This is a genomic window from Lysinibacillus sp. FSL M8-0134 (assembly GCF_038069745.1).
Taxonomy (GTDB): Bacteria; Bacillota; Bacilli; order Bacillales_A; family Planococcaceae; genus Lysinibacillus; species Lysinibacillus irui.
In genome coordinates, this window is record NZ_JBBPAJ010000002.1 from 109,881 (window position 1) to 133,330 (window position 23,450).

23 protein-coding genes are annotated in these 23,450 nt (G+C 36.1%); 6 read left to right on the forward strand and 17 right to left on the reverse strand.

Annotation, left to right across the window (positions count from 1 at the left end; all coding sequences use genetic code 11):
- Positions 1-91: 91 nt before the first annotated feature.
- From MKY49_RS20370 to MKY49_RS20385, 4 genes are all read right to left on the reverse strand, one after another.
- Positions 92-784 (reverse strand): alpha/beta hydrolase, encoded by a 693-nt coding sequence (locus MKY49_RS20370; RefSeq protein WP_274797387.1) that lies wholly within the window; start codon positions 782-784, stop codon positions 92-94.
- A gap of 73 nt (positions 785-857) precedes the next feature.
- Entirely contained in the window at positions 858-2,225 is a 1,368-nt protein-coding gene (locus tag MKY49_RS20375) for a UDP-N-acetylmuramoyl-tripeptide--D-alanyl-D-alanine ligase (RefSeq protein WP_312506963.1), read from the reverse strand.
- 11 nt (positions 2,226-2,236) lie between these two features.
- Complete coding sequence (locus tag MKY49_RS20380; protein WP_312506964.1) at positions 2,237-3,316, reverse strand: D-alanine--D-alanine ligase; 1,080 nt, start codon at positions 3,314-3,316, stop codon at positions 2,237-2,239.
- Positions 3,317-3,560: 244 nt separating this feature from the next.
- Positions 3,561-4,313: a hypothetical protein gene (locus tag MKY49_RS20385; protein WP_274794689.1), complete on the reverse strand. Its 753-nt coding sequence runs from the start codon at positions 4,311-4,313 to the stop codon at positions 3,561-3,563.
- A gap of 354 nt (positions 4,314-4,667) precedes the next feature.
- Here MKY49_RS20385 and MKY49_RS20390 point away from each other — a divergent pair, with 354 nt between their 5' ends.
- Positions 4,668-5,855 carry an FtsW/RodA/SpoVE family cell cycle protein gene (locus MKY49_RS20390; protein ID WP_274794690.1) on the forward strand — a complete coding sequence of 396 codons (1,188 nt, stop codon included), beginning with the start codon at positions 4,668-4,670 and terminating at the stop codon, positions 5,853-5,855.
- A 59-nt stretch (positions 5,856-5,914) separates the two neighbouring features.
- Here MKY49_RS20390 and MKY49_RS20395 read toward each other — a convergent pair whose 3' ends face one another.
- On the reverse strand, positions 5,915-6,052 hold the full coding sequence (locus MKY49_RS20395; RefSeq protein WP_004232019.1) for an Lmo0850 family protein: 138 nt from the start codon (positions 6,050-6,052) through the stop codon (positions 5,915-5,917).
- Positions 6,053-6,408: 356 nt separating this feature from the next.
- Here MKY49_RS20395 and MKY49_RS20400 point away from each other — a divergent pair, with 356 nt between their 5' ends.
- Positions 6,409-7,569: an MFS transporter gene (locus tag MKY49_RS20400; protein ID WP_274794691.1), complete on the forward strand. Its 1,161-nt coding sequence runs from the start codon at positions 6,409-6,411 to the stop codon at positions 7,567-7,569.
- A gap of 359 nt (positions 7,570-7,928) precedes the next feature.
- Positions 7,929-9,386, forward strand: coding sequence for a cardiolipin synthase (gene cls / locus MKY49_RS20405; protein ID WP_274797388.1), 1,458 nt, complete (start codon positions 7,929-7,931; stop codon positions 9,384-9,386).
- A 52-nt stretch (positions 9,387-9,438) separates the two neighbouring features.
- Here the strand turns inward: cls and MKY49_RS20410 are convergent, their stop codons facing one another.
- From MKY49_RS20410 to MKY49_RS20425, 4 genes are all read right to left on the reverse strand, one after another.
- Positions 9,439-10,221 carry a M15 family metallopeptidase gene (locus tag MKY49_RS20410; protein WP_322610596.1) on the reverse strand — a complete coding sequence of 261 codons (783 nt, stop codon included), beginning with the start codon at positions 10,219-10,221 and terminating at the stop codon, positions 9,439-9,441.
- A gap of 158 nt (positions 10,222-10,379) precedes the next feature.
- A complete protein-coding gene (locus tag MKY49_RS20415; protein WP_274794693.1) occupies positions 10,380-10,628 on the reverse strand; it encodes a hypothetical protein in 249 nt (82 codons plus the stop codon).
- A 55-nt stretch (positions 10,629-10,683) separates the two neighbouring features.
- The gene (gene yidC / locus MKY49_RS20420; RefSeq protein ID WP_274794694.1) at positions 10,684-11,445 is read right to left on the reverse strand and encodes a membrane protein insertase YidC; all 762 of its coding nucleotides are present in this window, start codon (positions 11,443-11,445) and stop codon (positions 10,684-10,686) included.
- A 176-nt stretch (positions 11,446-11,621) separates the two neighbouring features.
- Positions 11,622-12,416 (reverse strand): helix-turn-helix transcriptional regulator, encoded by a 795-nt coding sequence (locus tag MKY49_RS20425; RefSeq protein WP_274794695.1) that lies wholly within the window; start codon positions 12,414-12,416, stop codon positions 11,622-11,624.
- Positions 12,417-12,921: 505 nt separating this feature from the next.
- On the opposite strand from MKY49_RS20425, the gene MKY49_RS20430 reads away from it, so the two are divergent.
- The 3 genes from MKY49_RS20430 (at position 12,922) to MKY49_RS20440 (ending at position 16,706) form a co-directional block, all read left to right on the forward strand.
- Entirely contained in the window at positions 12,922-13,572 is a 651-nt protein-coding gene (locus MKY49_RS20430) for a LytTR family DNA-binding domain-containing protein (RefSeq protein ID WP_341386989.1), read from the forward strand.
- 349 nt (positions 13,573-13,921) lie between these two features.
- Positions 13,922-15,442 (forward strand): succinate CoA transferase, encoded by a 1,521-nt coding sequence (locus MKY49_RS20435; RefSeq protein ID WP_274794697.1) that lies wholly within the window; start codon positions 13,922-13,924, stop codon positions 15,440-15,442.
- Between the two features lie 121 nt (positions 15,443-15,563).
- Positions 15,564-16,706 (forward strand): MFS transporter, encoded by a 1,143-nt coding sequence (locus MKY49_RS20440; protein ID WP_274794698.1) that lies wholly within the window; start codon positions 15,564-15,566, stop codon positions 16,704-16,706.
- 17 nt (positions 16,707-16,723) lie between these two features.
- Here the strand turns inward: MKY49_RS20440 and MKY49_RS20445 are convergent, their stop codons facing one another.
- The 8 genes from MKY49_RS20445 to MKY49_RS20480 all read right to left on the reverse strand — a co-directional run bounded on the left by MKY49_RS20445 (position 16,724) and on the right by MKY49_RS20480 (position 23,361).
- Complete coding sequence (locus MKY49_RS20445) at positions 16,724-17,032, reverse strand: hypothetical protein (RefSeq protein WP_274794699.1); 309 nt, start codon at positions 17,030-17,032, stop codon at positions 16,724-16,726.
- Positions 17,033-17,529: 497 nt separating this feature from the next.
- A complete protein-coding gene (locus MKY49_RS20450; protein WP_341386990.1) occupies positions 17,530-17,811 on the reverse strand; it encodes a GNAT family N-acetyltransferase in 282 nt (93 codons plus the stop codon).
- 135 nt (positions 17,812-17,946) lie between these two features.
- Positions 17,947-18,861 carry a DUF1002 domain-containing protein gene (locus MKY49_RS20455; RefSeq protein WP_274794701.1) on the reverse strand — a complete coding sequence of 305 codons (915 nt, stop codon included), beginning with the start codon at positions 18,859-18,861 and terminating at the stop codon, positions 17,947-17,949.
- 129 nt (positions 18,862-18,990) lie between these two features.
- Positions 18,991-19,848 carry a CvfB family protein gene (locus MKY49_RS20460; protein ID WP_274794702.1) on the reverse strand — a complete coding sequence of 286 codons (858 nt, stop codon included), beginning with the start codon at positions 19,846-19,848 and terminating at the stop codon, positions 18,991-18,993.
- 29 nt (positions 19,849-19,877) lie between these two features.
- The gene (gene mntR / locus MKY49_RS20465) at positions 19,878-20,297 is read right to left on the reverse strand and encodes a transcriptional regulator MntR (RefSeq protein ID WP_274794703.1); all 420 of its coding nucleotides are present in this window, start codon (positions 20,295-20,297) and stop codon (positions 19,878-19,880) included.
- A 121-nt stretch (positions 20,298-20,418) separates the two neighbouring features.
- On the reverse strand, positions 20,419-20,715 hold the full coding sequence (locus MKY49_RS20470) for a late competence development ComFB family protein (RefSeq protein ID WP_396631763.1): 297 nt from the start codon (positions 20,713-20,715) through the stop codon (positions 20,419-20,421).
- A 170-nt stretch (positions 20,716-20,885) separates the two neighbouring features.
- On the reverse strand, positions 20,886-23,009 hold the full coding sequence (locus MKY49_RS20475) for a heavy metal translocating P-type ATPase (protein WP_341386991.1): 2,124 nt from the start codon (positions 23,007-23,009) through the stop codon (positions 20,886-20,888).
- Positions 22,990-23,361: an ArsR/SmtB family transcription factor gene (locus MKY49_RS20480; protein ID WP_274794706.1), complete on the reverse strand. Its 372-nt coding sequence runs from the start codon at positions 23,359-23,361 to the stop codon at positions 22,990-22,992. Before MKY49_RS20480 ends, MKY49_RS20475 begins: the two co-directional genes overlap by 20 nt.
- Positions 23,362-23,450: the final 89 nt, after the last annotated feature.

Below are 23,450 nucleotides of genomic sequence, written 5' to 3' on the forward strand. Positions count from 1 at the left end.
TCGCACAAAATGTATCCATTGCTTACACTAGTCTAACATGGCTTTAAATCGTATGCAACGATAACGCATGAGTCGTAATAATCTGACTACTTTACTCACCCTTTAAAAACATTAAAACTTGAGGAAACCATTCAGAACAATCTTCTTCAAAACATATATGATGCTTACCTTTATCAGAAAAATACAAGTTTTTTTCTTTAGAGGATAATTCATCAAAGAGAAATTGTGCCGTCTGGTAGGGTACTATTCCATCCATTTTCCCTTGCACGATATAAACTGGAATTTGAATATGCTGATAATAAGGTTCCACCATTTTAACCAATTTCATAAATTCTATTGTTGACGCTAATGGTACATTGTTAAACTTATGTTGATAGCGTAAAAAAAGTTCATTATTCGTTAAATTATGATGATAGGCTTCAGAAGCTAACATTTTGAAATCCTTTACCAATTGTTTAGGGCTTACATATTTAGCAGCGGCACTCAGCAATACGAGCTTTTTTACTCTATAGCGCTTGGCCAAATATAACGCGATAATCCCTCCCATCGAAAAACCAACAATTATGACCTCATCAACTTTTTTTGCTAATGACCGGAAGGCGAGTTCAGCATCCATTAACCAATGCCTTGCAGTAAACCCACTCATATGTAATTCTTCTCCATGGCCTGATAATGTAGGCTCTTCAACTAACCAATCTGTATGTGCCCGTAAGTATGCTGTGAATGGCTCCACCTCATAAGGACCACCTGAAAAACCATGTATACTTAGTACACCTACTGACAACATCCTCACCTCGTTTAACAAAGATAAACTATATGAATAAATCGGTGGGTTTGATCCCACCGATTCATTAATACTATAATGCAAATGCTTTTAAAACTGTCTCCAATTTCATACCACGTGAGCCTTTCAGTAAAACGATAGAGGATTCATTTGCTTGCTTTAGCTTTTCAATAATAGCCGAATAATCATCTTCTACATACAGTAACCGTTGTGCATCAAAGCGCTCTTTTAATACTTTATAAAGATGTGCCATACGAGGACCAAATAAACAGATATAATCTATTTCCTGCTCATTTATATGCTCCGCTAGTTCTTCATGAAAACTTTGTTCATTTGGCCCTAGCTCTAACATGTCTCCTAATACAAGCCATTTTTCAGGACGAATAGTTGAAGTAGCCATAAATTGAATAGCGGCTTTCACCGAGGTTGGAGCTGCATTATAGGCATCGTTTATAAAGAGAGCACCATTCGATCCCTGTACTTGTTGCATTCTCATGTCTGTTAACACTACATGCTCTAAGGATGTACGAATTTGTTCATTGCTTAAACCAAGCTTATGAGAAATTAGCATCGCCACTAGTGTATTTTTCACTTGATGCTTGCCAAGAACTGAAATAAAGAAATCACCCTCAATTATACCGTGCGTTGTGAAGTTACTTCCATCTGCATTGGCATGAATATTCTCAGCATATAAAAGATTACTTGGGTCTAATCCAAATGGCACTGACTGTAAGTGTGACTCCTTAGCTACTAACTCCTGTAACAGTGGTTCGTCTCCATCATAGAATAAAAGGCCATCTGGCTGCATTCCTTGAATAATTTCAAACTTCGCTTTCGCAATACCTGCTCGTGATCCTAAATCTTGCATATGGGCTTCACCGATATTTGTTATAACTGTCATATGAGGACGAGCAAGCTTAGATAAAAATTCAATTTCCCCAAAACCACTCATACCCATTTCAAGGACAGCTACATCAGTATCTTCATCGAGCTGTAAAACTGTAATTGGTAAACCTAATTGATTATTAAAGTTCCCAATAGTCTTTTGTACTTTAAAAAATGGAGCAAGTGTCCCTGCTAAAATATCCTTTGTTGATGTTTTACCATTTGACCCTGTTATGCCTATAAATGTTGCTTTATGTTCGTTACGATACGCACGTGCCATTTCCTGCAAAGCTAACTCTGGGTCATCCACAAATAATAAAGGGACCCCTTCTGGTGGATTTGGCTCGTCTTTTTGCCATAGAGAAGCTCCAGCACCTTTCTCAAATGCTTGATTCACAAACTGATGCCCATTTGAATGCTCTCCACGGAATGGTACAAATAAATCGCCCTGTTGAATTGTTCTTGTATCAATGGATATACCTGATACAACTGTGTCACCAAAAACTGACACATCCTCATTTAACCATGCAGCTAATTGTTTTAATGTTTTTTTCACAATAATCCCACTCAGTCTTTTTTATAGTGAAGCTGTTGTTTTTCTTCAAAACGTTCAATCGCTAAGGTAATTAGACGATCAATCAGCTCTGGATAACTCACATTTGTATGTTGCCATAATAAAGGATACATACTGACAGGTGTAAAACCTGGCATTGTATTTACTTCATTGATAAAAATGCTATTATCTGCTGTTACAAAAAAGTCAGCACGAACTAATCCACTACCATCTATTGCTTTAAATGCACGTTTCGCCAGTTCCTTTAAGCTAGATACTGTTTCCATCGGAAGCTCAGCAGGAATAATTAATGCTGTGGAGCCGTCCTTATATTTCGAATCATAATCATAAAATTCAGTAACTGGTTTAATCTCACCTGGAACAGAAACTTCAGGATAATCATTTCCTAACACGGCTAATTCAACCTCTCGAGCAGTGATTCCTTGCTCAACTACAATTTTACGATCATATTGTAAGGCAACGTCAATTGCTTTTACTAATTCTTCACGGTTTATTGCTTTGCTAATTCCAACACTTGATCCTAAGTTTGCTGGCTTTACAAACATCGGCCAATTTAATTTTTCTTCACAGCGTTCAATAATTACCTGTTGCTCATTCTTCCATTCGCTACGAATAAAATACGTATAGGGCACCTGCGGTAACCCAGCAATTTCAAATAATTGCTTCATTACCACTTTATCCATACCAGCAGAAGATGCTAAAACACCATTCCCTACATACGGTAGATTTAGAACCTCAAGTAAACCTTGCACCGTTCCATCTTCACCATTTGTACCGTGTAGTAATGGGAAAATAACATCAAACTGCACCATCTTGCCATGCTTATCAATTAAAAAATCAGTAATATTATTCTCTAAAATTGTGGTATCATCACCAAATTGTAATTCTTCAATTGTACTAACAGGTTTTTCTAAACGTTCACCACGTCGCCATTCCCCATCAGATGTAATGAAAATCGGATATACTTCATACTCCTCGAAATTCAAAGCTCCTGTAACTGCACGAGCTGTCGATAAGGACACCTCATGCTCCGCTGACTTTCCGCCGTATAATAAACCGATTCTTTTTTTCATTTTTGTGCCCTCCACATACTTCTTGAGTACTATTAGTTTATCATGAAACGTCTTGACAAATGACATAAAAATCTCACCGTAATTTTGACGGTGAGATTTGAGTGTACTTTTCAACGTTTATACCTTGGCCTCATTGCGTCTGGATTTTGTCCTGTCTAGATCCACACTTCAAAATCTATCACATCTGCCAACAGTTTATCTTCATTTGATTCAGATATAAAAACATCTGCCTTTATTATGAAGATTAAATAATATAAATCAATTCATCATGCTCCGTTTTCAATATGGTATTTAAGTCATCCCAAACTTCATCGGGAAAGGAATATTCTGATAGGTTACGAACTTCTATCCCGTAAGCTGCTTTTGGTTTTTCAATCCTATACAAAGATAATAACGCTCCATCTTTAGCAAAGGATCGATAAGAACGTAAAAAGTCGGGCGATATGGATGGAATACTCGATTTGACCTTTCGACGCCAAAAACCAGTACTCCGCTCCTTTTCACGAATTAAACTATTAAAAACATTTGCAACTAGTAAATCCGAATCACTTAAGTGCCGGAAATAGATTTTAGTCATTTTTTCTAAATCTGAAGAATAATAAACGAATCTATTTTGTAATTTGTTAAAAAATGCAGACGTAATCGGTTCTTTTTTATGACTTATGTAGAGCAGTTCTCCTTGTTCCATCGGTGTTAGATGATCTAGCCTCTTTTCGTCCATAAAATCAACCCAACACAATTCCTTCGATTCTGCTGATTTTTTCACAAAACGAGGAACCTCTTCTTCCAGTACATACTCAAACTGTGTATGCATATTAAAAGAACCGTCTTCATAGGAATGTTTTAATAACAGTAAGTGATGCAGTGGTTCAAGCGCAGCCACAAATTGCGAGAATTTTAACCCGCTAAAAATGACAAATTTATCGACATCGTTCATGTGAACATAAATATGATACATAAAATCATCAGCTGACTTTAATTTTTTAGCCACAACCATCACCCCATTCTTCAATACATTATAAGACTAAACATCATTTTTTTGAAACATTTTATGTTAATTGTCGTCACAACTATATACGCAGGCATAAAAGTGTTTTTTGCGTTATAATAGGAATGTTAAACATGCATTTGCATACAAATTTAAGACTACTCATTGAGTACAAGTATTTGCTTAAAATTCCATTGACAATATTCAAAGCAAATTGCAAGCTTATCAGTAGATGAAGGTTATTTTTTCACCAATACCTAACTCCTATAAATTGCTCTCTTCTTTGAACAATTATAAACGAAATAGGAAGAAACGCATCACATTTACTCATACTGAGATACTATTTTAATTTAGGTGGCTTTTATGGAAAATAAACGAAATTTCGCAAATCGTTTTGACTGGACCCTTGCTTTTATTCTTTTCACTTTTCTAGTCATTAGTTTGTTAGCTATTGCATCTGCACAAACATCAGGTCAGTATGGCATTAATTACGTACCAAAACAAATGCAATGGTATATAATTGGTGCCGTAATTATTGGCATTGTGATGTTTTTTGAACCAGATCAATACAAAAAAATGTCATGGTATATGTATGGAGCAGGGATTGCCTTATTGGTACTGCTTATTTTTATGCCTGAAGGAGAAGGCCAAATCGGTGCACCCGTTAATGGTGCTAAAAGCTGGTATCACACACCGATTGGAAATATTCAGCCTTCTGAGTTTATGAAAACCTTTTACATTTTAGCACTAGCACGATTGATAAGTAAGCATCATGAAGTTTATTCATTAAGATCTTTAAAAACTGATTTTTTACTACTTGGTAAAATCGGTATCACATTAATCGTACCTTTAGGGATTATTTTAAAACAGCCTGACCTTGGTTCAGCTCTTGTATTCTTAGCGATTACTGCAGCTCTCATCATTGTAGCGGGTATCTCTTGGAAAATCATTCTTCCTACATTTTTAGGTGGCGTGCTAGCAGGTGGTTCACTATTGTGGATGGCACTTTACATGCAGGATTTCCTTGAGAAAACATTTGGCTTTAAAGCTTACCAGTTTGCTCGAATTTACTCCTGGCTAGATCCCTATTCCTATTCATCTAGTGATGGCTATCATTTAATTACATCGTTAAATGCCATTGGGTCAGGTGAAATTTTTGGTAAAGGTTTTCGAAATCGAGAAGTATATGTAGCAGAAAACCATACCGATTTTATTTTCACAGTAATTGGTGAGGAATGGGGTTTTATTGGAGCTAGTATTGTTATTTGTATTTTCTTCTTATTAATTTATCACTTAACAAAAACAACACTCTTATTAAAAGATCCATTTTCAACATATGTTTGTGCTGGTATTATTGCTATGATTACCTTCCACGTTTTCGAAAATATAGGAATGACAATTCAATTATTACCTATTACAGGTATTCCGCTTCCGTTTATTAGCTACGGAGGAAGTTCTTTAATGGGAAATGCTTTAGCTATTGGTCTTGTCTTTAGTATGCGGTTCCACTATCGCACATACATGTTTACAACACATGATGAAGATGAATAAACATATAGAAAAAGGGAAGTCTCTTACATGGAGACTTCCCTTTTTCTATTGTAAACGAGTTAAGCTTGAACTTGCGGTGTCTGCGTTGGTGGTGTGAGCACTTTTAAAAGTTCTAGTCGAGACTTTGTTACAGTGGCTGTTACACCCAACTTAGATAAATTCGAAACAATCTTTTTCAAATCTACTTCTTTCGTCATACATTCCACCTCAATCTTTCCTCGATTTTATATAACGTTTTATTTACAAAAAAGTTTCATTTTTCTAAGAGTAGATGTCTGACAAATTTATCATAGCACTTAACTTACATAAAATTTTTTTCAATTTTGTTACATTGTAAATTTTTTATACCCATCACTCTTTACTATCAAACATATTTAAACTGCCCGAAGTGGCTTTATTTTATTCACTGACTTGCTCTTTTGTTTTAAGCGGCACCTCTTTCCTACCGATTCATTACTCATTATCCAAAGATCTCCCTCCACATTCTTGTAATCGCAAGATTAAGAAGGTTAGAATATACATATTGAAATATCGTATGAAAGCAGGGAACTGTATGAAGAAGGCAATTTTATTATTGATGTCTGTTCAATTCCTCGTCTATCTTGGATTTGGCATTATTATTCCTGTCTTACCAGAGGTGATTGTACAGCAAAATTGGCATGATCTCCACGTTGGTGGATTATTAACTGTCTACTCACTTGCAAGTTTTTTCACAGCACCATTTTGGGGCATGCTATCCGATAAGGTAGGGCGTAAACATTTAATTTTAACAGGTCTTGTTGGATTTAGCCTTAGCTTTGTTATTTTTTCATTATTTATTGATAACCTGACTATTTTGTATGTCTCTCGTATTATTGGTGGTTTATTTTCAGGAGCATTATATACAGCAGTAACAGGATTTATCGCAGATATGTCCAGTGAAGAGGATCGTAATAAATATATGGGCTTTATGGGCATGTCCATTGGTCTTGGTTTTATTTTCGGTCCAGCAATCGGCGGTATGCTAGGACATTATAGCTTGCAATTACCGTTTATCGCTTCCGCAATATTAATTGCACTATTATTTATTTATGCAAGTTTCGTCTTAAAAGAACCAGAAAAACGAAAAGATTCGAATAAACGTGCTATTGTGCCAAAAGGCGCTGGTAAAATGCTACAATACCGAGTGCGTTATCTCTTTCTGTTTTCATTTTTAGTAACCTTTATGCTAGCAGGTGTTGAGGCTACATTCCAATTATTCCAAATCGAAAAAATTCACATTACACCATTGCAAATTGGTTATTTATTTATGTTTAGTGGCTTTGTTGATGCTGCAATTCAAGGTGGCGTCGTTCGGCGTATAAAAAACGGTAGCGAGACAACCTGGTTAATCGGCGCACAAATTGTAACAGCTATAGGAATGCTTTTATTCACACTAACTACTAACCTTTTTATGGCTGGCCTAGCCCTTTGTGTCTTTACAGCTGGTAATGCACTTGCTAGAACATGTGTGGTATCGCTCTCCTCTAAAGAATCTGGAGGACAATATGGTACTGCCGCAGGGCTCTCCTATTCAATGGATAACTTAGGTCGTATTCTCGGCCCACTCTTTTTCACTTGGCTATTTACAGTACAAGCTAGTCTTGGTTATTATACTTCGGCAGTGATTGCTATTTTGTCGATAAGTCTTATTTATATATATAAGGCATCAAAAAAATCATTGCGTTATGAATAGTTTTGACTTCTACAGCACATTTCGTATTGCTAAGTCATGATTACAATTCTATGCAAGTGCTTATGTTTAAACAAGATTATCATGGACAATGCTTTCTCCCCTCTCCTGTTCTGATAGGATGAAGAAAATAGCTAGCTGCTCTTATTTTTTAAATGGAGATATCAAGCTACTTCAAGCTAAAATGTGTTATCATTGGAGGTTGGTTTTGGATTAGGACTTGATTAAGGTGTTGGAGTATCTTTGATCAGTTTCCGAGCTACGCCATTTCCATATGATCTAGCCATTTCGTATCTTCTTTCCTCTTTTGAAGTAGGCTATACTAAAGTATGTTGTTAACAATAGTAAAGGCAGGTGTAGGAATGAGCATTTTTACAGATATACAATATTTAGTCCCTTTAACTTTATTTTTTAATATTTTATTAGCTATGACCATCATTTTTTTAGAACGTAAAGATGCTACCTCTACTTGGGCGTGGATTCTCGTACTATTTTTCCTGCCATTAGCTGGATTTATTTTGTACCTATTACTCGGAAGACAGTTACGAAGAAAACATTTATTCCGTTGGGAAGGACGTAAGGATATTGGGATAGACAACCTTATTACTTACCAAATGGAAGCCATTCGTGATGAAACATTTGAATTTCGCATTGCAAATGCCGAAAACTATCAAGAGATGATTTACATGCACCTCAGAACAAATAATGCGGTATTAACCCAGGACAACCATCTAGATATTTTTGACGATGGTGCCGATAAATTTGAACAACTCCTTAAAGATATTGAAGCAGCAAAAGATCATATTCACATTCAATATTATATCTTCCGCCTTGATAACTTAGGTACTCGTATCGTCAATGCACTAACTAAAAAAGCAAAGCAAGGTGTCAAGGTACGTCTTCTCTACGATGAGATGGGGTCACGTAATGTGAAAAAGCGCAATTTTAAGGAATTGCTTAATGCTGGTGGTGAAGTAGAAGTTTTCTTCCCCTCTATTTTGCCACTCCTTAATCCCCGCCTAAATTTTAGAAATCACCGAAAAATAGTTGTCATTGATGGCCGAATTGGCTATATTGGAGGCTTTAATGTCGGTGATGAATACCTAGGGTTACAGAAAAAGTTTGGTTACTGGAGAGACACTCACTTACGCATTGAGGGAAGTGCCGTACATCCTTTGCAAACACGTTTTTTACTTGATTGGAACCAAGCAAGTGCACAACAAAAAATGGGTTACTCTGATCGTTACTTCCCTGCGATTCCTAAAAAAGGAGACGTTGGCTTACAAATTGTTTCAAGCGGACCAGATTCGGACTGGGAACAAATTAAGATCGGTTATTTAAAACTCATTAACATGGCTCAAAAATATATATACATTCAGACACCTTATTTTATTCCCGATGTAAGTTTTTTAGATGCCATTAAAATTGCTACGTTATCTGGCATTGATGTACGTATTATGATTCCTAATAAACCTGACCACATGTTTGTTTATTGGGCGACTTATTCCTATGTAGGACAGTTATTACGTGCTGGAGCGAAAGTATACATTTATGAAAAAGGCTTTATCCATGCAAAAGCCATCATTATTGATGACGAGGCATCCTCTGTCGGAACAGCTAATATCGATGTACGAAGCTTCAGTCTTAATTTTGAAGTCAATGCCTTTATTTATGATGCCAATATATCGCACCAACTTGCAGAGCTGTTTGAAAAGGATATTTTTGATTGTACGGAATTAACATGGGAAATGTACAAAAACCGCTCAGCACTTATTAAATTTAAAGAATCCATTTCTCGTTTATTAACACCTATTTTATAAAATAGAAAAAGGAAGAGAGCTAGTTCTTATAGAACCACTCCTCTTCCTTTTTTTATTTAACGCCCAAATATTCTTCTAACGTAATATTTTGTTTTGCAATCTCTTTTGCAATATCTTTGCCCACATAGCGATAATGCCACGACTCATACATATAACCTGTGATGTTTTCTTTGTTTTGCGGGAATCGAAGAATAAAACCATAGTCTTGGGCATGAGCGAATAGCCATTGTCCTGCCGGTGTTTCTCCAAATTCTTCTGTCAGCCATAAATCTTCTTTTCCGCGCTCGCCTATATCGAACGCTAAACCTGTTTGGTGCTCCGAATAGCCTGGACGGGCACTATATCGATCTGCAGCTGCTTGTCCATCACGTTTAACATAGTTTTCATAAAGCGTTGTTTGATATTCAAATGATCGGTAACCACTAAATGCGACTAAATCAAACCCTTGTTGCTTGGCAGCAGCTAACATTTGATTTAGCGCTTGTCGTGCTTCTGGATTTTCCTCAGGTGCAAAAGTTGAAGGAAGCGGATAAATTTTATTCGCTAGCAGAACGCCCTTTATATAAGTTGGTTCAGTAGGTAATGTTTGATTTGGTAGATAGCCATTTTCATCAGGTTGTTGCTCTGGCTTTGCAGGTGTTTCTGGTTTTTCTTTAACTGGCTTCTCTGTTGCAGTAGAATCTTTCTCTGAATTATTTGTTTCTGTTGTTTTTGGTTGCTCATCCGCTGCATTATTAACTTGATTATTTTTATAGTTATAAACTACAAAAATAGCAACAATTAAAGCGATAGAAATGCAAGCACCAAGGATAAGCGGAAGACGATTGTTTTTCACTATTTATGCCCCTTTAATAATTATCAGGTATCCCAACGGATGATTTTTAAAAGGTTCATCCTGAAATACCGATTTTATTATATTACCTGTTTGATATAATCTCATTTTAGCACTGTTCACATTTTTAAGTGCAATTTTCCCACGCAAATCTTTACAGTTTAGTCTGTTAGAATAATGACAAATACTATTATAGAAGCTATGGCGAAAAAAATTGCCATATACTTCATCCATTTCGACTCTTTTACATAGCCCTGCTCTTCAAAACTCTTTGCTCTAAACCCGTTCGATAAGGTAAACATAATTGTCATTGCCAATACCGCAAAATTAAATTTCCCCATTATTATAAATACTAGTGCCGCAATACTAAAAATTGCAACAAAAATTGATGATAGCCACTTTCTGTTCATCTTGCTGTCCTCCTAAAAAAATCGAGGCAACAGAAGCGCCTCGACAACAATGAATTTATGATTTTGCTTTTTCGGGATGCTCCGAATAATATTTACGTCCAATATATGTTTGAATAATCAACAATGCACCACTGACAGACCAATATAGTGGTAGGGCCGCCATTGAAGACATCGAGATAAAGACAATCATAATTGGTGAAATATAAATAAACATTTTCATTTGAGCCTTTTGTTGTTCAGGTACAGTCCATAATGATACACGAGCTTGAACTAGATAAACAATCCCTGCGATAATGGTCATAACAATATCAGGTGAACCTAAGCTAAACCATAAAAACTCATGTGATTTTACATCTGTAGAATACAAAATCGAGAAATAAAGACCCATAATAATTGGCATTTGAATCAACATCGGTAAGCAACCCATATTGAGCGGATTAATGCCATGCTTTTGATACAGAGCCATCATTTCTTGTTGATATTGTGTTTGCTCTTCTTTCGTTTTAGCTTCTTTCATTTTTTTCTGAACAGCTTCCATTTCAGGTTTAAACGCATCCATTTTCGTTTTCATCAATTGTTGTTGACGATAGTTTTTCAACATAATCGGCATTAAGATTAAACGAATAAGAACTGTTATCGCAATGATTGCTAAACCATAGCTTCCTGAAAAAATATCATTCCCGAAAAATTCCAGTAAAAACTCCATAGGTTTTACAAAGATACTGTAGAAAAAACCTTCTTTGTTTTGCACAGCTTGACAGCCACTAAGAACAAAAACAGCCAGTCCAAGCATTGAAAATAGCTTCCAATTTTTCATTTTTCCACCTACTATTATTTATCAACTACTGTGAAGTATACCTTATAGGGTCTATCTTTATCAAATAGCAAGTGCTACTAATTCTCGTCACCATTCCATAAATTAATTCATAAAAAAGATGCGAGTTTTAGCTATGCTAATACGTTCGCACCTTTTCTTGTTCTATGCTCAATGTTTTAAACATTTAGTAATTCAGTCTCTGCCATTTCAAAACGGTAAAATTCATGATGTAGTTCATCTCTAAAATGCTTAGGCGTTACCCCAGTATATTTTTTGAAAATACGAGTAAAATAACTTTGATTACAAAAATGGAATTGATCGGAGATAGAAGTAATACTCTTGTTGGTATGTCGTAAGTAGTATTGTGATTCTTCTACACGTCGCACGTTTAAATACTCTACTAATGTAATGCCAACGTGTTCTCTAAAAATACGTGATAAGTGACTCGTACTTATATGAAAATTGTTAGCGATACTTTCCACTGTTAAATCATTTTCAAGCTCGTCATTTATATACATGATCACTTTGTTGACAGTTTGATGTCGGAAAGTCGGTTGTTTGCGATCTGCAATAAAGTAGACAAAGAAATCAATTAAATCATCAGCAAATTGTAAAAACTCTGCATCTTTCATTTGATTTTCTATCATATCGTTACAAGCAATATTAAAAGCAAAAGCTTTTTTCGAAGGCACTTGATTGTCCAGCAATTTACGGGCCACAATGGAGGACAAAACGGAAAAATAACTTCGAACAATTTTTATGACCTGCTTGCCAAAACGTATTGAAAGAATATCAATTAATTCATGCAAAGATTTTTTAGCTTTGGCAGATTCTAAATGGTAAATTTCAAAAATTAATTTCGACTCAATATTAAAAAATTCTTCGACACCGATATATTGATTAATATTATCGATTTCTTGGAAGTATCTTTTTGAAATCGTTTCTGACATAGAATGTTGATGTAGTTGCATAATCTTCCCCATCTTTCCTCAGAGTACACGAATTGCATGACAAAATTTGACACCAATCCTTACAAATTAAAAATAAGAAAATAGTATTTGTTAATTCAATATAAGAATTGAGTCCTATTTCACAATTTTTTATAAAAAATAACTCAAATATAACCCAACTAAAACACCAGATCTTAAAAAAATAGACTATACAGTGAATTTTACCATATTCTGCGAGTTCCTTTCAACCACATTTTAATTGCTACTCTAGTGCTAATTAATCACATAGGCATAGTAGAAACCTCGTAAACTTATCTCTAACAATTAAATTTTACCATATACCTATCAAAAAAAATTAGTCATTAAATAAATTAATTTACAAATTATACAAAACTTCTGACGTCATTCTAATGTGTCAATCGACATTTTTCTATTTTATTCCTAAATCTTCTCTATATAATTTATATGAATATGTAGTAAAATAGATGATAATACTATTTTTAAAAGTTTAGACGAGGTGTTTATAGTGGATCCAAAACAAATAGAAGAAATAATGGAGATTATTAAGGAATTCTTCCCTGAGAATACTTCCATTGCTATTTCTGATACCAATGAATATTTATATTACCAGCCAAGCAAAAAAGTTGATTTAAAAATTAAACCTGGTGACCCTATTAAAGAAGGTTCAGCCGCACACAAAGCACTAAGCTATGGTCAAAAAATTAGCTCTTACATCGAACCCGATGTATTCGGTGTCGCTTACTACGGAATGAGTATTCCATTAATAGAGGAAGGCGAAACAAAAGGAGCAATCACTGCTATCTTCCCGCAAAAACCATCAGCATTCTTAACAAACTACATTACAATCAAAATCGATGATTGCTGGTACCCAATTCAACATGATCAAGTTATTTATTTAGAAACACAACTCCGTAAAACATTTGTTAAAACAATGACTCGTGAAGGTTATCACCGTTTAAACCTAAGTGATTTAGAGCTATTTTTAGCACCTGATTCATTTATTCGTTGTCACCGCTCATATATCGTTAATATTGACTACATTGATGAAATTCAACCAGATTCACACTCAACGTTTTTATTAATTATGAAGGACGGTACTCGTATTCCTGTAAGCCAACGCTATGCAAGCTACTTCCGTCGTTCTTTAGGTTTCTAATTTCTATGTACAGCGAACAATTTGTAAATTGTTCGCTGTACTTTTTTACGAAAAAATTTAATTCCTTTTCTTTCCCCTCTTCCCTTTTTTACATCGTTTTTATGTTGATATCCTCTAAATTTATACAGCTCTACAATAAAACGTTTTCTCTGTCGAAAAATCATCTTAATGCTCGATTTTCCTTTTTTTACTCAATTTAATGCTAATTCTAAAGTTTTTGTGACAATTTGGTGATAGTATTATTCAAATGGTTGGAGTCATACTACAACTGAATAAACAGAAAATTCATAAAGGTTTTTTCTAGTTTTGTAATCGGTTTCCATCAAAATTATTTAGGGGAGGATTTTTTATGGATGCAAATGTTCAAAAACGCCTAGGTTTAAAAGAACTTGAGAGTAAAATTGTTACTGCAGAAGAAGCAGCAGCACTTATTTCTAACGGTGATGTAGTTGGTATGAGTGGTTTTACTCGTGCTGGGGACGCAAAAGTTGTGCCAATGGCATTAGTTGAGCGCGCAAAAAATGAAGAATTCAAAATTGATGTATATACAGGTGCATCATTAGGACCAGAAGTAGACAAGTACTTAGCAGAAGCTGGTGCAATTCGTAAACGTGGACCATTCCAAGGTGACGCGGGTATCCGTAATTTAATTAACTCAGGAGATGTGCTTTATGTAGATGCTCATCTTTCACACAATGCTGAGCTAGTGCGCCAAGGAATTATTGGACCAATTAAATATCTAATTCTTGAAGCAGTTGCTATTACTGAAGATGGATTTATCATTCCAACAAACTCTGTAGGTAACTCACCAATCTTCGCAGAATATGCTGAAAATATTATTATCGAGTTAAACATTTCTCATCCAGAAGCGTTAATCGGTATCCACGATATTTATGTACCTGGTGAACAAGGTAACCGTGAAGCTATCCCAATGACAGATGCTATGCAGCGCCTTGGTGATATTGGTATCAAAGTTGATCCAGCAAAAATTAAAGCAATTGTTATTTCTGAAGAGCCAGATGCGCCTTCATTAATCGTACCACCAGATGAAGAAACACAAACAATGGCAAACATTCTATTAGACTTCTTCCGTGATGAAATTAAAGCGGGTCGTTTAACAAAACAATTAATGCCACTACAATCTGGTGTAGGTTCTGTAGCAAATGCCGTATTAGACGGTTTTGCAGATTCAGAATTCGAAGATTTAGTTGTTGCATCTGAAGTACTACAAGATGCTGTATTTAACTTGATTGACGCAGGTAAAGTTAAATTTGCCGCTGCTACTTCAATTACACTTACTGAAGAATTGCAGAAAAAAGTATACGGCAATTTAGAAAAATATGCTGACAAAATCTGCTTACGTCCACAAGAAATTTCTAACCACCCAGAGCTTATCCGTCGTTTGGGATTAATCTCAATCAATACTGCTCTTGAGTTAGATATCTATGGTAACGTAAACTCAACACATGTATCTGGTACTCGTATGATGAACGGTATCGGTGGTTCAGGTGACTTCGCACGTAATGCACGTCTAGGTATTTTTGTCACAAAATCATATGCAAAAGGTGGAGCAATCTCTTCTATCGTGCCTATGGTTTCTCACGTTGACCACACTGAGCATGATGTAGATGTAATCGTAACTGAGCAAGGTATTGCTGACTTACGTGGTCTAGCTCCAAAAGAGCGTGTACCTTTAATTATCGAAAACTGTGCACACCCAGATTACAAAGAACAATTATGGGATTACTACAACCGTGCAGTTGAAGCAACTGGTAACCACCAAACACCTCATATTTTAGAAGAAGCACTTTCTTGGCATGTAAACCTTGCTAAAAACAAAACAATGAAAAAAGAAGTTGCAAAAGCTTAATCACTACTTTTTAGGACGTCTAATAAGTCAAACTTATTGGACGTTCTTTTTTATTGGAAAATGCTATAATAGGACCATATGAAACTACCTTGCTAAACTGCTCGATTTCATTGGAGGAACTATGAAAAAATTTATCTATGTCATTATTTTCTTTTCATTTTTCGATCTTTTTACCCAGTTGCCTGTTATGAGTACATACGCTGAATCTCTAGGTGCCTCTGCATTCCTAACAGGTCTTGCTGTAGGTATGTATTCGCTGTCCAACACTTTTGGTAATATCATTTCCGGATTTTTAACAGATCGTAAAGGACCTTTTATCATCCTTATAACAGGTCTTCTGACAACAGGTTTATCGCTAACACTATATAATTTAATAGAAGAACCAATTGCTCTTTTAATTGTACGTTTTATCCATGGACTTGTTGCAGGCTTTATAGTTCCAGCTGCCTTTACCTTTTTAGCAAACGCTACTGAACAAGAAAAAAGGGGAAAGGGCAGTGCTATTTCCGGCGCATTTGTAGGGATTGCAGCAATTATCGGCCCTGCATTTAGTGGTATATTAGCAAGTCGAACAAGCGTCCCATTCGTTTTCAATATCACGGCAAGCTCTATGCTTATGCTAGGTATTCTAGCGTTCTTTATGTTGAAAACAAAGCAGGTACAAAGAGAAAAAGCAGAACCCAGTACATATATTTCGATCAGTGTATTTTTTAATAACACGGGTACATTAAAAGCCTTTTTAGGCGCATTCTTCTTAATGTTTTCTCAAGGTGTTATTGCCTACCTACTCCCACTTAAAGTTCAATCTTTAGGATTTGACTCGCGTTTAAGTGGAACTTTAATGAGCACCTTTGGTATTATTGCTGTCCTAGTTTTTCTATTACCAACTAACCGTATATTTGATAAGGTCTCACCACTCAAAACATTGTCCTTTGGTATAGGTTTAATGGGAATAAGCCAATTATTAATTAGTCAGGCTGATTCTAGCTCTTTACTATATATGGCGATGGCTTGCTATGGAATCGGATTCGGTTTCCTATTCCCTTCAGTAAATTCCCTACTAATTGACTCCACAACTGCTGAAGTACGTGGAAAAGCATACGGCTATTTCTATGCATTTTTCTCCCTTGGCGTAGTGCTTGGCTCCTCTTTACTAGGTTGGCTGTCACTGGGCATTATTAGCGGCTTTATCTTTACGGGAATAGTATTACTAATCTTCGCGGGAGTCATCCTACTTCCACACAAAAGACCTTCTCACGCATAGATGAGAAGGTTTTTTCGTTATTTTTCTTTTTCTTGAATTTCTTCATTATAGAAATGGACACCTGTATGTCCTCCGCCTTCAGCTACCATTTCATTTGAGGCAATCTTTGTTGGTGAGGTGCCTGCCTCTGTTGCAACCTCTGTTGAAACACGCTCCGCAATATTGTCATGCATTTCAGGACCTGCTGTAAGAAATGACTCTAACTTGGCTTTCAAACCATTAAACATTGTTAAAGCTTTATCACGATTCTCTTTTTTACTAAAATAAGATGCTGCTAATCCTGCTAATCCTGCAATGACAACACCTGTTCCTTTTCGTTTTGCCATGATTTATTACCTCCTAAAAATATAGAAACTAGCTCTGTAGTATAGTTTTTCCCTATTCTTAAAAGAATAAACATTATTTTTTTATAACCTCTAGCATATATATCAATGTACAGCTAAACCTTGCCTTGTTATCTAGTAACCATTTCACTATTTCTATACTCTTCGTCTTGCCATGATGGGAGGCAATTACACTTAGATTCTATTTAAATCGAGTCTCTTACCATCATTTTTTTCATTCATCATAATTTTGTAACTACTTATGATTATAAAAGGCAAGTAAAGGGAATTAATGAATTAATACTAAAACAGGAGAGTGATTAGGATGAAAGATTTCGACTTAGCGTATGATTGGGTAGATATGGCGTCATTAATAGGTGGAGCTGGCTTCTTAACTGTATTAATCTATAGTGTCATCTTACTGTAAGGAGCTGCTAAAATGATTTGCTCAAAAAATTAAAAGGCAATCCGCTTATCTCATAAGCAGATTGCCTTATTTTTTATTGTTTCACATCATTATATGCATCTGATTTTTCAAATGCTGCAACAACATAGGAACAAACAGCTTCCATTTTATAGCCTTTATCACGTGCATAGGATGCAGCCTGATCGAGTAATTGTTTAGCCACACCTTGTCCTCGGAGTTTATCTGATACATATGTGTGATCCATTACCATTACTTGACCATTTTGCTGCCATGTAATTTCTGCTAGTCTTTCCCCATCTTGCTCATTTACAAATGCAAACTTATTTTCCGCTAGTTGTTGTAATTGGAATTCCATTTCTCACCACTCCTTTTATTCATAGTACCATAGCTTTTTATATTTTCACAAAACTTCCTAACTCTCCTAAACAAAAAAGAATCTGTGCACTCATTCTAGTATGTGAGTATCACAGATTCTTTTACTATTAAATCGTTAGTTAAACCAAGAAGAAATAGTATCTTTTAAATTAGCAAAGAAACTTTTCACACTTTCCCAGAATCCTTTATCTTCCATAAGGGAACCGAATTTTTCTTGAATGGTGTTACTAATATCATTTAATTGTTCGGACCATTTACTAAAATCAATATCTAGCTTACTGATTTTATCCATTAAATCCACTAGCAATTGACGATCCTTTTCACTTAAGTTGATTTCTAGCTTATTTAATTGCTCCTGGACGATTTTTTCAACGTCCTCTCGTGTTGCTGGCTTTAATTCAGCAATTTGCTTTTTAATTTCTGTCAATAATTCTGCAACCTTTGCATCATCTACCCCAGCCGATTCTGCAATGGATGTTGCTACTGATAATTCTTCATTTGCTACATCTGTACGATCAATATCAAGTGTTTCACCTGTTGTAACCTCATAAGCCTTGTAGATACCTACTAACGCTGAATGACCTGTAACAGCTTTCGGTGCAGCTACTTGTACTGTTGCATCTTGAATCCCTGCTGTTAGCATGGCATTCGCGTACATTTCTGAAGTAACTTGCGTTATATTGGATGGTGTTACAATCTCGATCACTAGACCTTTTCCTGCATCCCGACGTGTAATTTTAGCAGAAGAATACATACGAGAACTTGAATTACTATCTTTAATGTATTTAACCAGATCCTGACCTGACACAGTAATTTCTTCGATTTCAGGTTCTTCACTTACTTTTAATGATTTCTTTACTGACTCTTTTTCATCCTCAGATAAATTGGCTCCATACACAACAATAGGTACGCCTAGTTTTTCATCAATTGCTTTCGGAGGCGTATTATCAGATGCAAACCCCGTTGCTGGTGCCATCACTCCGAATACCAACATTGTAGCTGTTAGTATTTTAATCCATGTATTTTTCAAATCGTGTGACCCCTTTCGTTAAAACCTCGTAATTAGCCTGTATAATGTATGTCATTATACAATAATTAGTACGAAAAAAAGACGAGAAGGTTTCAAAGATGTTTCTCGTCGCTTTTCCACTTATATTCACTAAACTTCTTCTGTCCAGCCGTTTTCTTGCTTTACTTTACCTGCCTTCATGAGTGTTCCTAAGGCACGTTTGAATGCACCTTTACTCATGTTAAACATGTCTTGAATCTCTTCAGGAGATGATTTATCACCAAATGGCATTTTACCTCCCACACCTTGTAGATAATTCAATATTTGTTGTGCGTCATTTGAAAGACGCTCATGTTTTCTCGGTAAAAGAGATGCATTCATTGAACCATCTTCTTTTACATCGATAATACGAACAACGACATCTTGTCCTAGTCGAGGCTCTGCATTGCGCTCCGATTCATGAACAAAGATACGGTAAGGAATTTCTACACCTAGCAAAAATGAGCCCACTGGTAACAAGCGGTACGGACGTGCTAGGATATTTTTATTGTGCATATCTTCAAATGCACCTTCGTAAAGCTCCGAAATTTTTTCTTCCGTTGCTAAACGTCCAAATAACTCACCATTACGATCTGTACGCAATGTCATAAATAAATGATCGCCTGGTTCTGGCCATAACTCTTTTATAGCAGGTAGATCCTCTGCCTTTACTAAAACCTCACGTGATGTACCAATATCTACAAATGCGCCTTCACGCTCCACCACTTTCAAGACGCGCGCCCAGCCATATTCACCTTGTGTAAAAGACGGAATAGCAGTAGTAGCAGCTAAATCGCCACGGCGATCCACAAATAAAAATACTTCAAGGCGGTCACCTACAGTAAGTGGCTCTGTTACCTCTGAAGCATTTAAAGGTAGTTCTTCAACTCCATTTGTTAAAATCCATTTCGATGTTTGTTGCTCTAATACCGTTAACGTAACGACTTCACCCGATTTTAATTCGTTCATATTGACTTCCTTTCCTTCACACCATCATTTTAAAGATGGTGCTGTGTCTTAGATGCTTCCAATTTTTTCACGATGTCTGGATTCTCTTCCATTACTTGCACAAGATCTGCAATACGATCGATTGAATTCCAGCTTAAGTGATGCTCAATTCCCTCAACATCATCATAAATACGCTCTTCATCCACACCAATCATCCGTAAAAACTGCTCGAGCAATTCATGGCGCTGCACAAGACGCTTTCCAAGCTTTTCTCCTTTAGGCGTCAATGTCAGTCCACGGTACTTTTCATAAACTAAATAACCATCTTTATCTAATTTTTGAACCATTTTTGTAACAGAAGAAGGAAGAACAGATAATGCTTCAGCGATGTCAGACACACGTGCATATCCTTTGTTGGCAATTAATAAATATATTTGTTCGATATGGTCCTCCATACTTGGTGTTGGCATATCCTTTTCCCTCTCTTTCCTTTTCTTATCTCTAGTTTACTACAAGCTTGGCTTAAAAGTTAACTGAAAATACATATGCCAGAAAAACACTCGCTGTAAAACTTAAATAGAGCCCCTTCTATTAAGAAGTAGGCTCTACTTTGTGTCGAGGATACTTATTTACCACATGTAACGCATGAATAATCTCTTTGTTGATGCGCTCAATACTTTCAGGAGTATTCATTTCTTTAAATGCCTCATCTCTAGCTTCCATAGATGTAACATACTTACTTGGCAATGCGTTGAGTGTAAGTGCCACCGTGTCGAATTCACAGATTGTGCATTTACAAAATGTTTGATATTCTGGTCCTCGTAGTAAAAAGCTTACTAAACCACGCACAATTTCTTCTGTAACATTTACTAAAATAGGATCTGACATATTCAAACTTTCGCCTCATTTATATTTAATTGTTACATTACTCCTGAAACTATAATAGCCTTAATAAAAGTCTTTTTCAAGAATCACTAGTAGCATCTATTTACATATAATGTATAGTGTCAAAGTAAGGTTAATATCCTACTTATTTCTATTGATACATACCTTAATTACTACTTTTTTGCTCTTATTAGTCTTAATGAATTAAAGACCACTAATAACGTAGCTCCCATATCAGCAAAAATGGCTATCCATAATGTTAACCATCCTGGGATGACAAGTAGTAACGCTATTAATTTTAAAGCTAGGGCAAATATAATATTCTCTTTAATGATCCGTAATGTTTTTCTGCTTAAGCCAATTGTGTAAGGCAGCTTTGTTAAATCGTCACCCATTAGGGCAATATCAGCTGTCTCAAGGGCAGCATCCGTGCCTGCGCCTCCCATGGCAATTCCTACATTCGCTGTGGCCAATGCTGGTGCATCGTTTACACCATCCCCGACCATTGCTACTGCACCAAATTGTGCACGTAAATCCTTAATCGCCATTAATTTTTCTTCTGGTAATAAACTAGCGCGCACATCTGTCATTTTTAATGTTGTAGCAATAGCTTGTGCAGTAGGCTCTGCATCACCTGTTAACATCACCATATGCTTTACTTTTAAGGCATTTAATTTATGCAAGACATCCTTACTTTCTTGACGCAATTGATCAGCAATTCCAATCAAGCCAATAAGTTGATCATTGGAAACAACTGCTACTACTGTTTTACCCTGATCTTGAAGTTTCTTAACCTTGTTTTCAATATTTTTATCAACAGAAGCTAATGTAGCCACCCATTTCAGGCTACCTACATATATTCTCTGGCTGTCTACAGTAGCATAGGCACCTTTGCCAGTTACTGATTGAAAATCTGTTGGTACTAGCTCTTGTAAGTTTTTATTATGCAAAGTATTTAAAATAGCTTTTGCTAAAGGATGCTGTGATTGTTTTTCTACCGCAGCCACTAATTGCAAAACATAATCCTCGGACCGTTCATCCGTTGTCAAAATGTCTGTTACTGCAGGCTGCCCTTTAGTTAACGTCCCCGTTTTATCAAAGGCTACCGCTTCAATATGACCTAATTGTTCTAAATAAACACCGCCTTTAATAAGAACACCTTGCCTTGCAGCGTTTCCAATAGCAGTGACAATCGCAACCGGAGTAGAAACAACAAGTGCACATGGACATCCTACAACTAGCACGGCTAATCCTTGGTAAATCCAGTGTTGCCAATCCCCTACAAATAAAGGTGGAATTATAGCTACTAGAAAAGCAATGATCATAATGGCAGGTGTGTAATATTTAGCAAACCGATCAACAAATTGCTGTGAAGGAGCTTTTTCGGCCTGTGCTTCTTCAACAAGATGAATAATTTTAGCAATGGTTGTGTCCTCAACACGCTTTGTTACACGGACTTCTAGTGCACCTTCCTCATTCAATGTACCTGCAAAAACTTCATCATTTACCGTTTTATTAACTGGAATCGATTCGCCTGTAATGGCTGCTTGATTTACTGCCGATAAACCGCTAATGACAATGCCGTCCATCGCAATTTTTTGGCCTGGCTTAACAATTAGAATATCCCCTATTTGAATTTCTTCAGTAGGCAGTTCAATCTCATGGAAATGCTCACCGTGGGCTCTTTTAATAATCGCTGTTGGCGGAGCAATATCCATTAACTGACGGATTGATTGACGTGCTTTATCCATTGAATACGCCTCTAATGCTTCACTGACAGCAAATAAAAACACGACTACTGCCGCTTCTTCCCACTCACCAATAATGGCAGCTCCAATGATAGCGATGGTCATCAGAGTCTTCATATCAAATTCAAAACGTGCTAGATTTCGAAAGCCCGTTTTAAAAATACCCACACCGCCCATAAGGATAGCTAGGATAAACATTGTAATTGGAAGTGGGTTTGTTTCCCCACGCATATTAACAAATAAGTAGCCTAGAATAACAAAGAACAAAGAAATCCCTGCTAATACATTTTCCTTTTTACGGTAAAATGGTGTGGATTTTTCGAGTGTTCTTGCCACTGACTGAGTAACTTTAATGCCATCAAATGCGCCGGCTTCTTCAATTTGATTCACACTAATAGAGCCAACTACAGTTATTTTAGAAGCACCAAAATTGACTTGTGCATCTTGTACCTCAGGAATAGCCTTTACATTTTTCTCAAACTTTGCAGCACAACTCGCGCACGATAAATTTTCTAGCCTGTATTCTTGTTTAGTTGGTGTCGCTGCCATTCGCAATCCCCTCTTTCGCATGTTCATAGGCAATTGTTACGATTTGGTATACATGCTCATCCGCTAAAGAGTAATACACTTGCTTTCCTTTGCGGTGTGATTTTGCTAAATTATTGTCTTTTAGATAACGTAAATGATGTGATGCTGTTGCAACTGATGAACCAATAATAGAAGCAACATCACACACACATAACTCCTCTTCTACCTTTAAAGCATAGGCAATTTTAAGTCTAGTTTCATCAGATAAGGCTTTCAAAAACTTTGCTACACCCGATAAATCTGGCATTTGTTGCTGTACCCTTGTAACCGCTTCTTCGTTTACATGTGTCGTTTCACATATTTCCTTTGGCATTTTATCACCTCATTCAAATATTCGTTTGATTGTATTCAATGTAACATATTAATCCATCATATTCAAATGTGCATTTGAATGATAATGAT

What these genes read in the sequence shown, in the direction of transcription:
- MKY49_RS20445 (WP_274794699.1), bottom strand. Translation starts at nt 17,032, where the DNA reads ATGGCAAAACGAAAAGGAACAGGTGTTGTCATTGCAGGATTAGCAGGA.
- MKY49_RS20475 (WP_341386991.1), bottom strand. Translation starts at nt 23,009, where the DNA reads ATGGCAGCGACACCAACTAAACAAGAATACAGGCTAGAAAATTTATCG.
- MKY49_RS20385 (WP_274794689.1), bottom strand. Translation starts at nt 4,313, where the DNA reads ATGGTTGTGGCTAAAAAATTAAAGTCAGCTGATGATTTTATGTATCAT.
- yidC (WP_274794694.1), bottom strand. Translation starts at nt 11,445, where the DNA reads ATGAAAAATTGGAAGCTATTTTCAATGCTTGGACTGGCTGTTTTTGTT.
- MKY49_RS20390 (WP_274794690.1), top strand. Translation starts at nt 4,668, where the DNA reads ATGGAAAATAAACGAAATTTCGCAAATCGTTTTGACTGGACCCTTGCT.
- mntR (WP_274794703.1), bottom strand. Translation starts at nt 20,297, where the DNA reads ATGCCAACACCAAGTATGGAGGACCATATCGAACAAATATATTTATTA.
- MKY49_RS20395 (WP_004232019.1), bottom strand. Translation starts at nt 6,052, where the DNA reads ATGACGAAAGAAGTAGATTTGAAAAAGATTGTTTCGAATTTATCTAAG.
- MKY49_RS20450 (WP_341386990.1), bottom strand. Translation starts at nt 17,811, where the DNA reads ATGGAATTCCAATTACAACAACTAGCGGAAAATAAGTTTGCATTTGTA.
- cls (WP_274797388.1), top strand. Translation starts at nt 7,929, where the DNA reads ATGAGCATTTTTACAGATATACAATATTTAGTCCCTTTAACTTTATTT.
- MKY49_RS20435 (WP_274794697.1), top strand. Translation starts at nt 13,922, where the DNA reads ATGGATGCAAATGTTCAAAAACGCCTAGGTTTAAAAGAACTTGAGAGT.
- MKY49_RS20415 (WP_274794693.1), bottom strand. Translation starts at nt 10,628, where the DNA reads ATGAACAGAAAGTGGCTATCATCAATTTTTGTTGCAATTTTTAGTATT.
- MKY49_RS20470 (WP_396631763.1), bottom strand. Translation starts at nt 20,715, where the DNA reads ATGTCAGATCCTATTTTAGTAAATGTTACAGAAGAAATTGTGCGTGGT.
- MKY49_RS20380 (WP_312506964.1), bottom strand. Translation starts at nt 3,316, where the DNA reads ATGAAAAAAAGAATCGGTTTATTATACGGCGGAAAGTCAGCGGAGCAT.
- MKY49_RS20440 (WP_274794698.1), top strand. Translation starts at nt 15,564, where the DNA reads ATGAAAAAATTTATCTATGTCATTATTTTCTTTTCATTTTTCGATCTT.
- MKY49_RS20480 (WP_274794706.1), bottom strand. Translation starts at nt 23,361, where the DNA reads ATGCCAAAGGAAATATGTGAAACGACACATGTAAACGAAGAAGCGGTT.
- MKY49_RS20425 (WP_274794695.1), bottom strand. Translation starts at nt 12,416, where the DNA reads ATGCAACTACATCAACATTCTATGTCAGAAACGATTTCAAAAAGATAC.
- MKY49_RS20460 (WP_274794702.1), bottom strand. Translation starts at nt 19,848, where the DNA reads ATGAACGAATTAAAATCGGGTGAAGTCGTTACGTTAACGGTATTAGAG.
- MKY49_RS20400 (WP_274794691.1), top strand. Translation starts at nt 6,409, where the DNA reads ATGAAGAAGGCAATTTTATTATTGATGTCTGTTCAATTCCTCGTCTAT.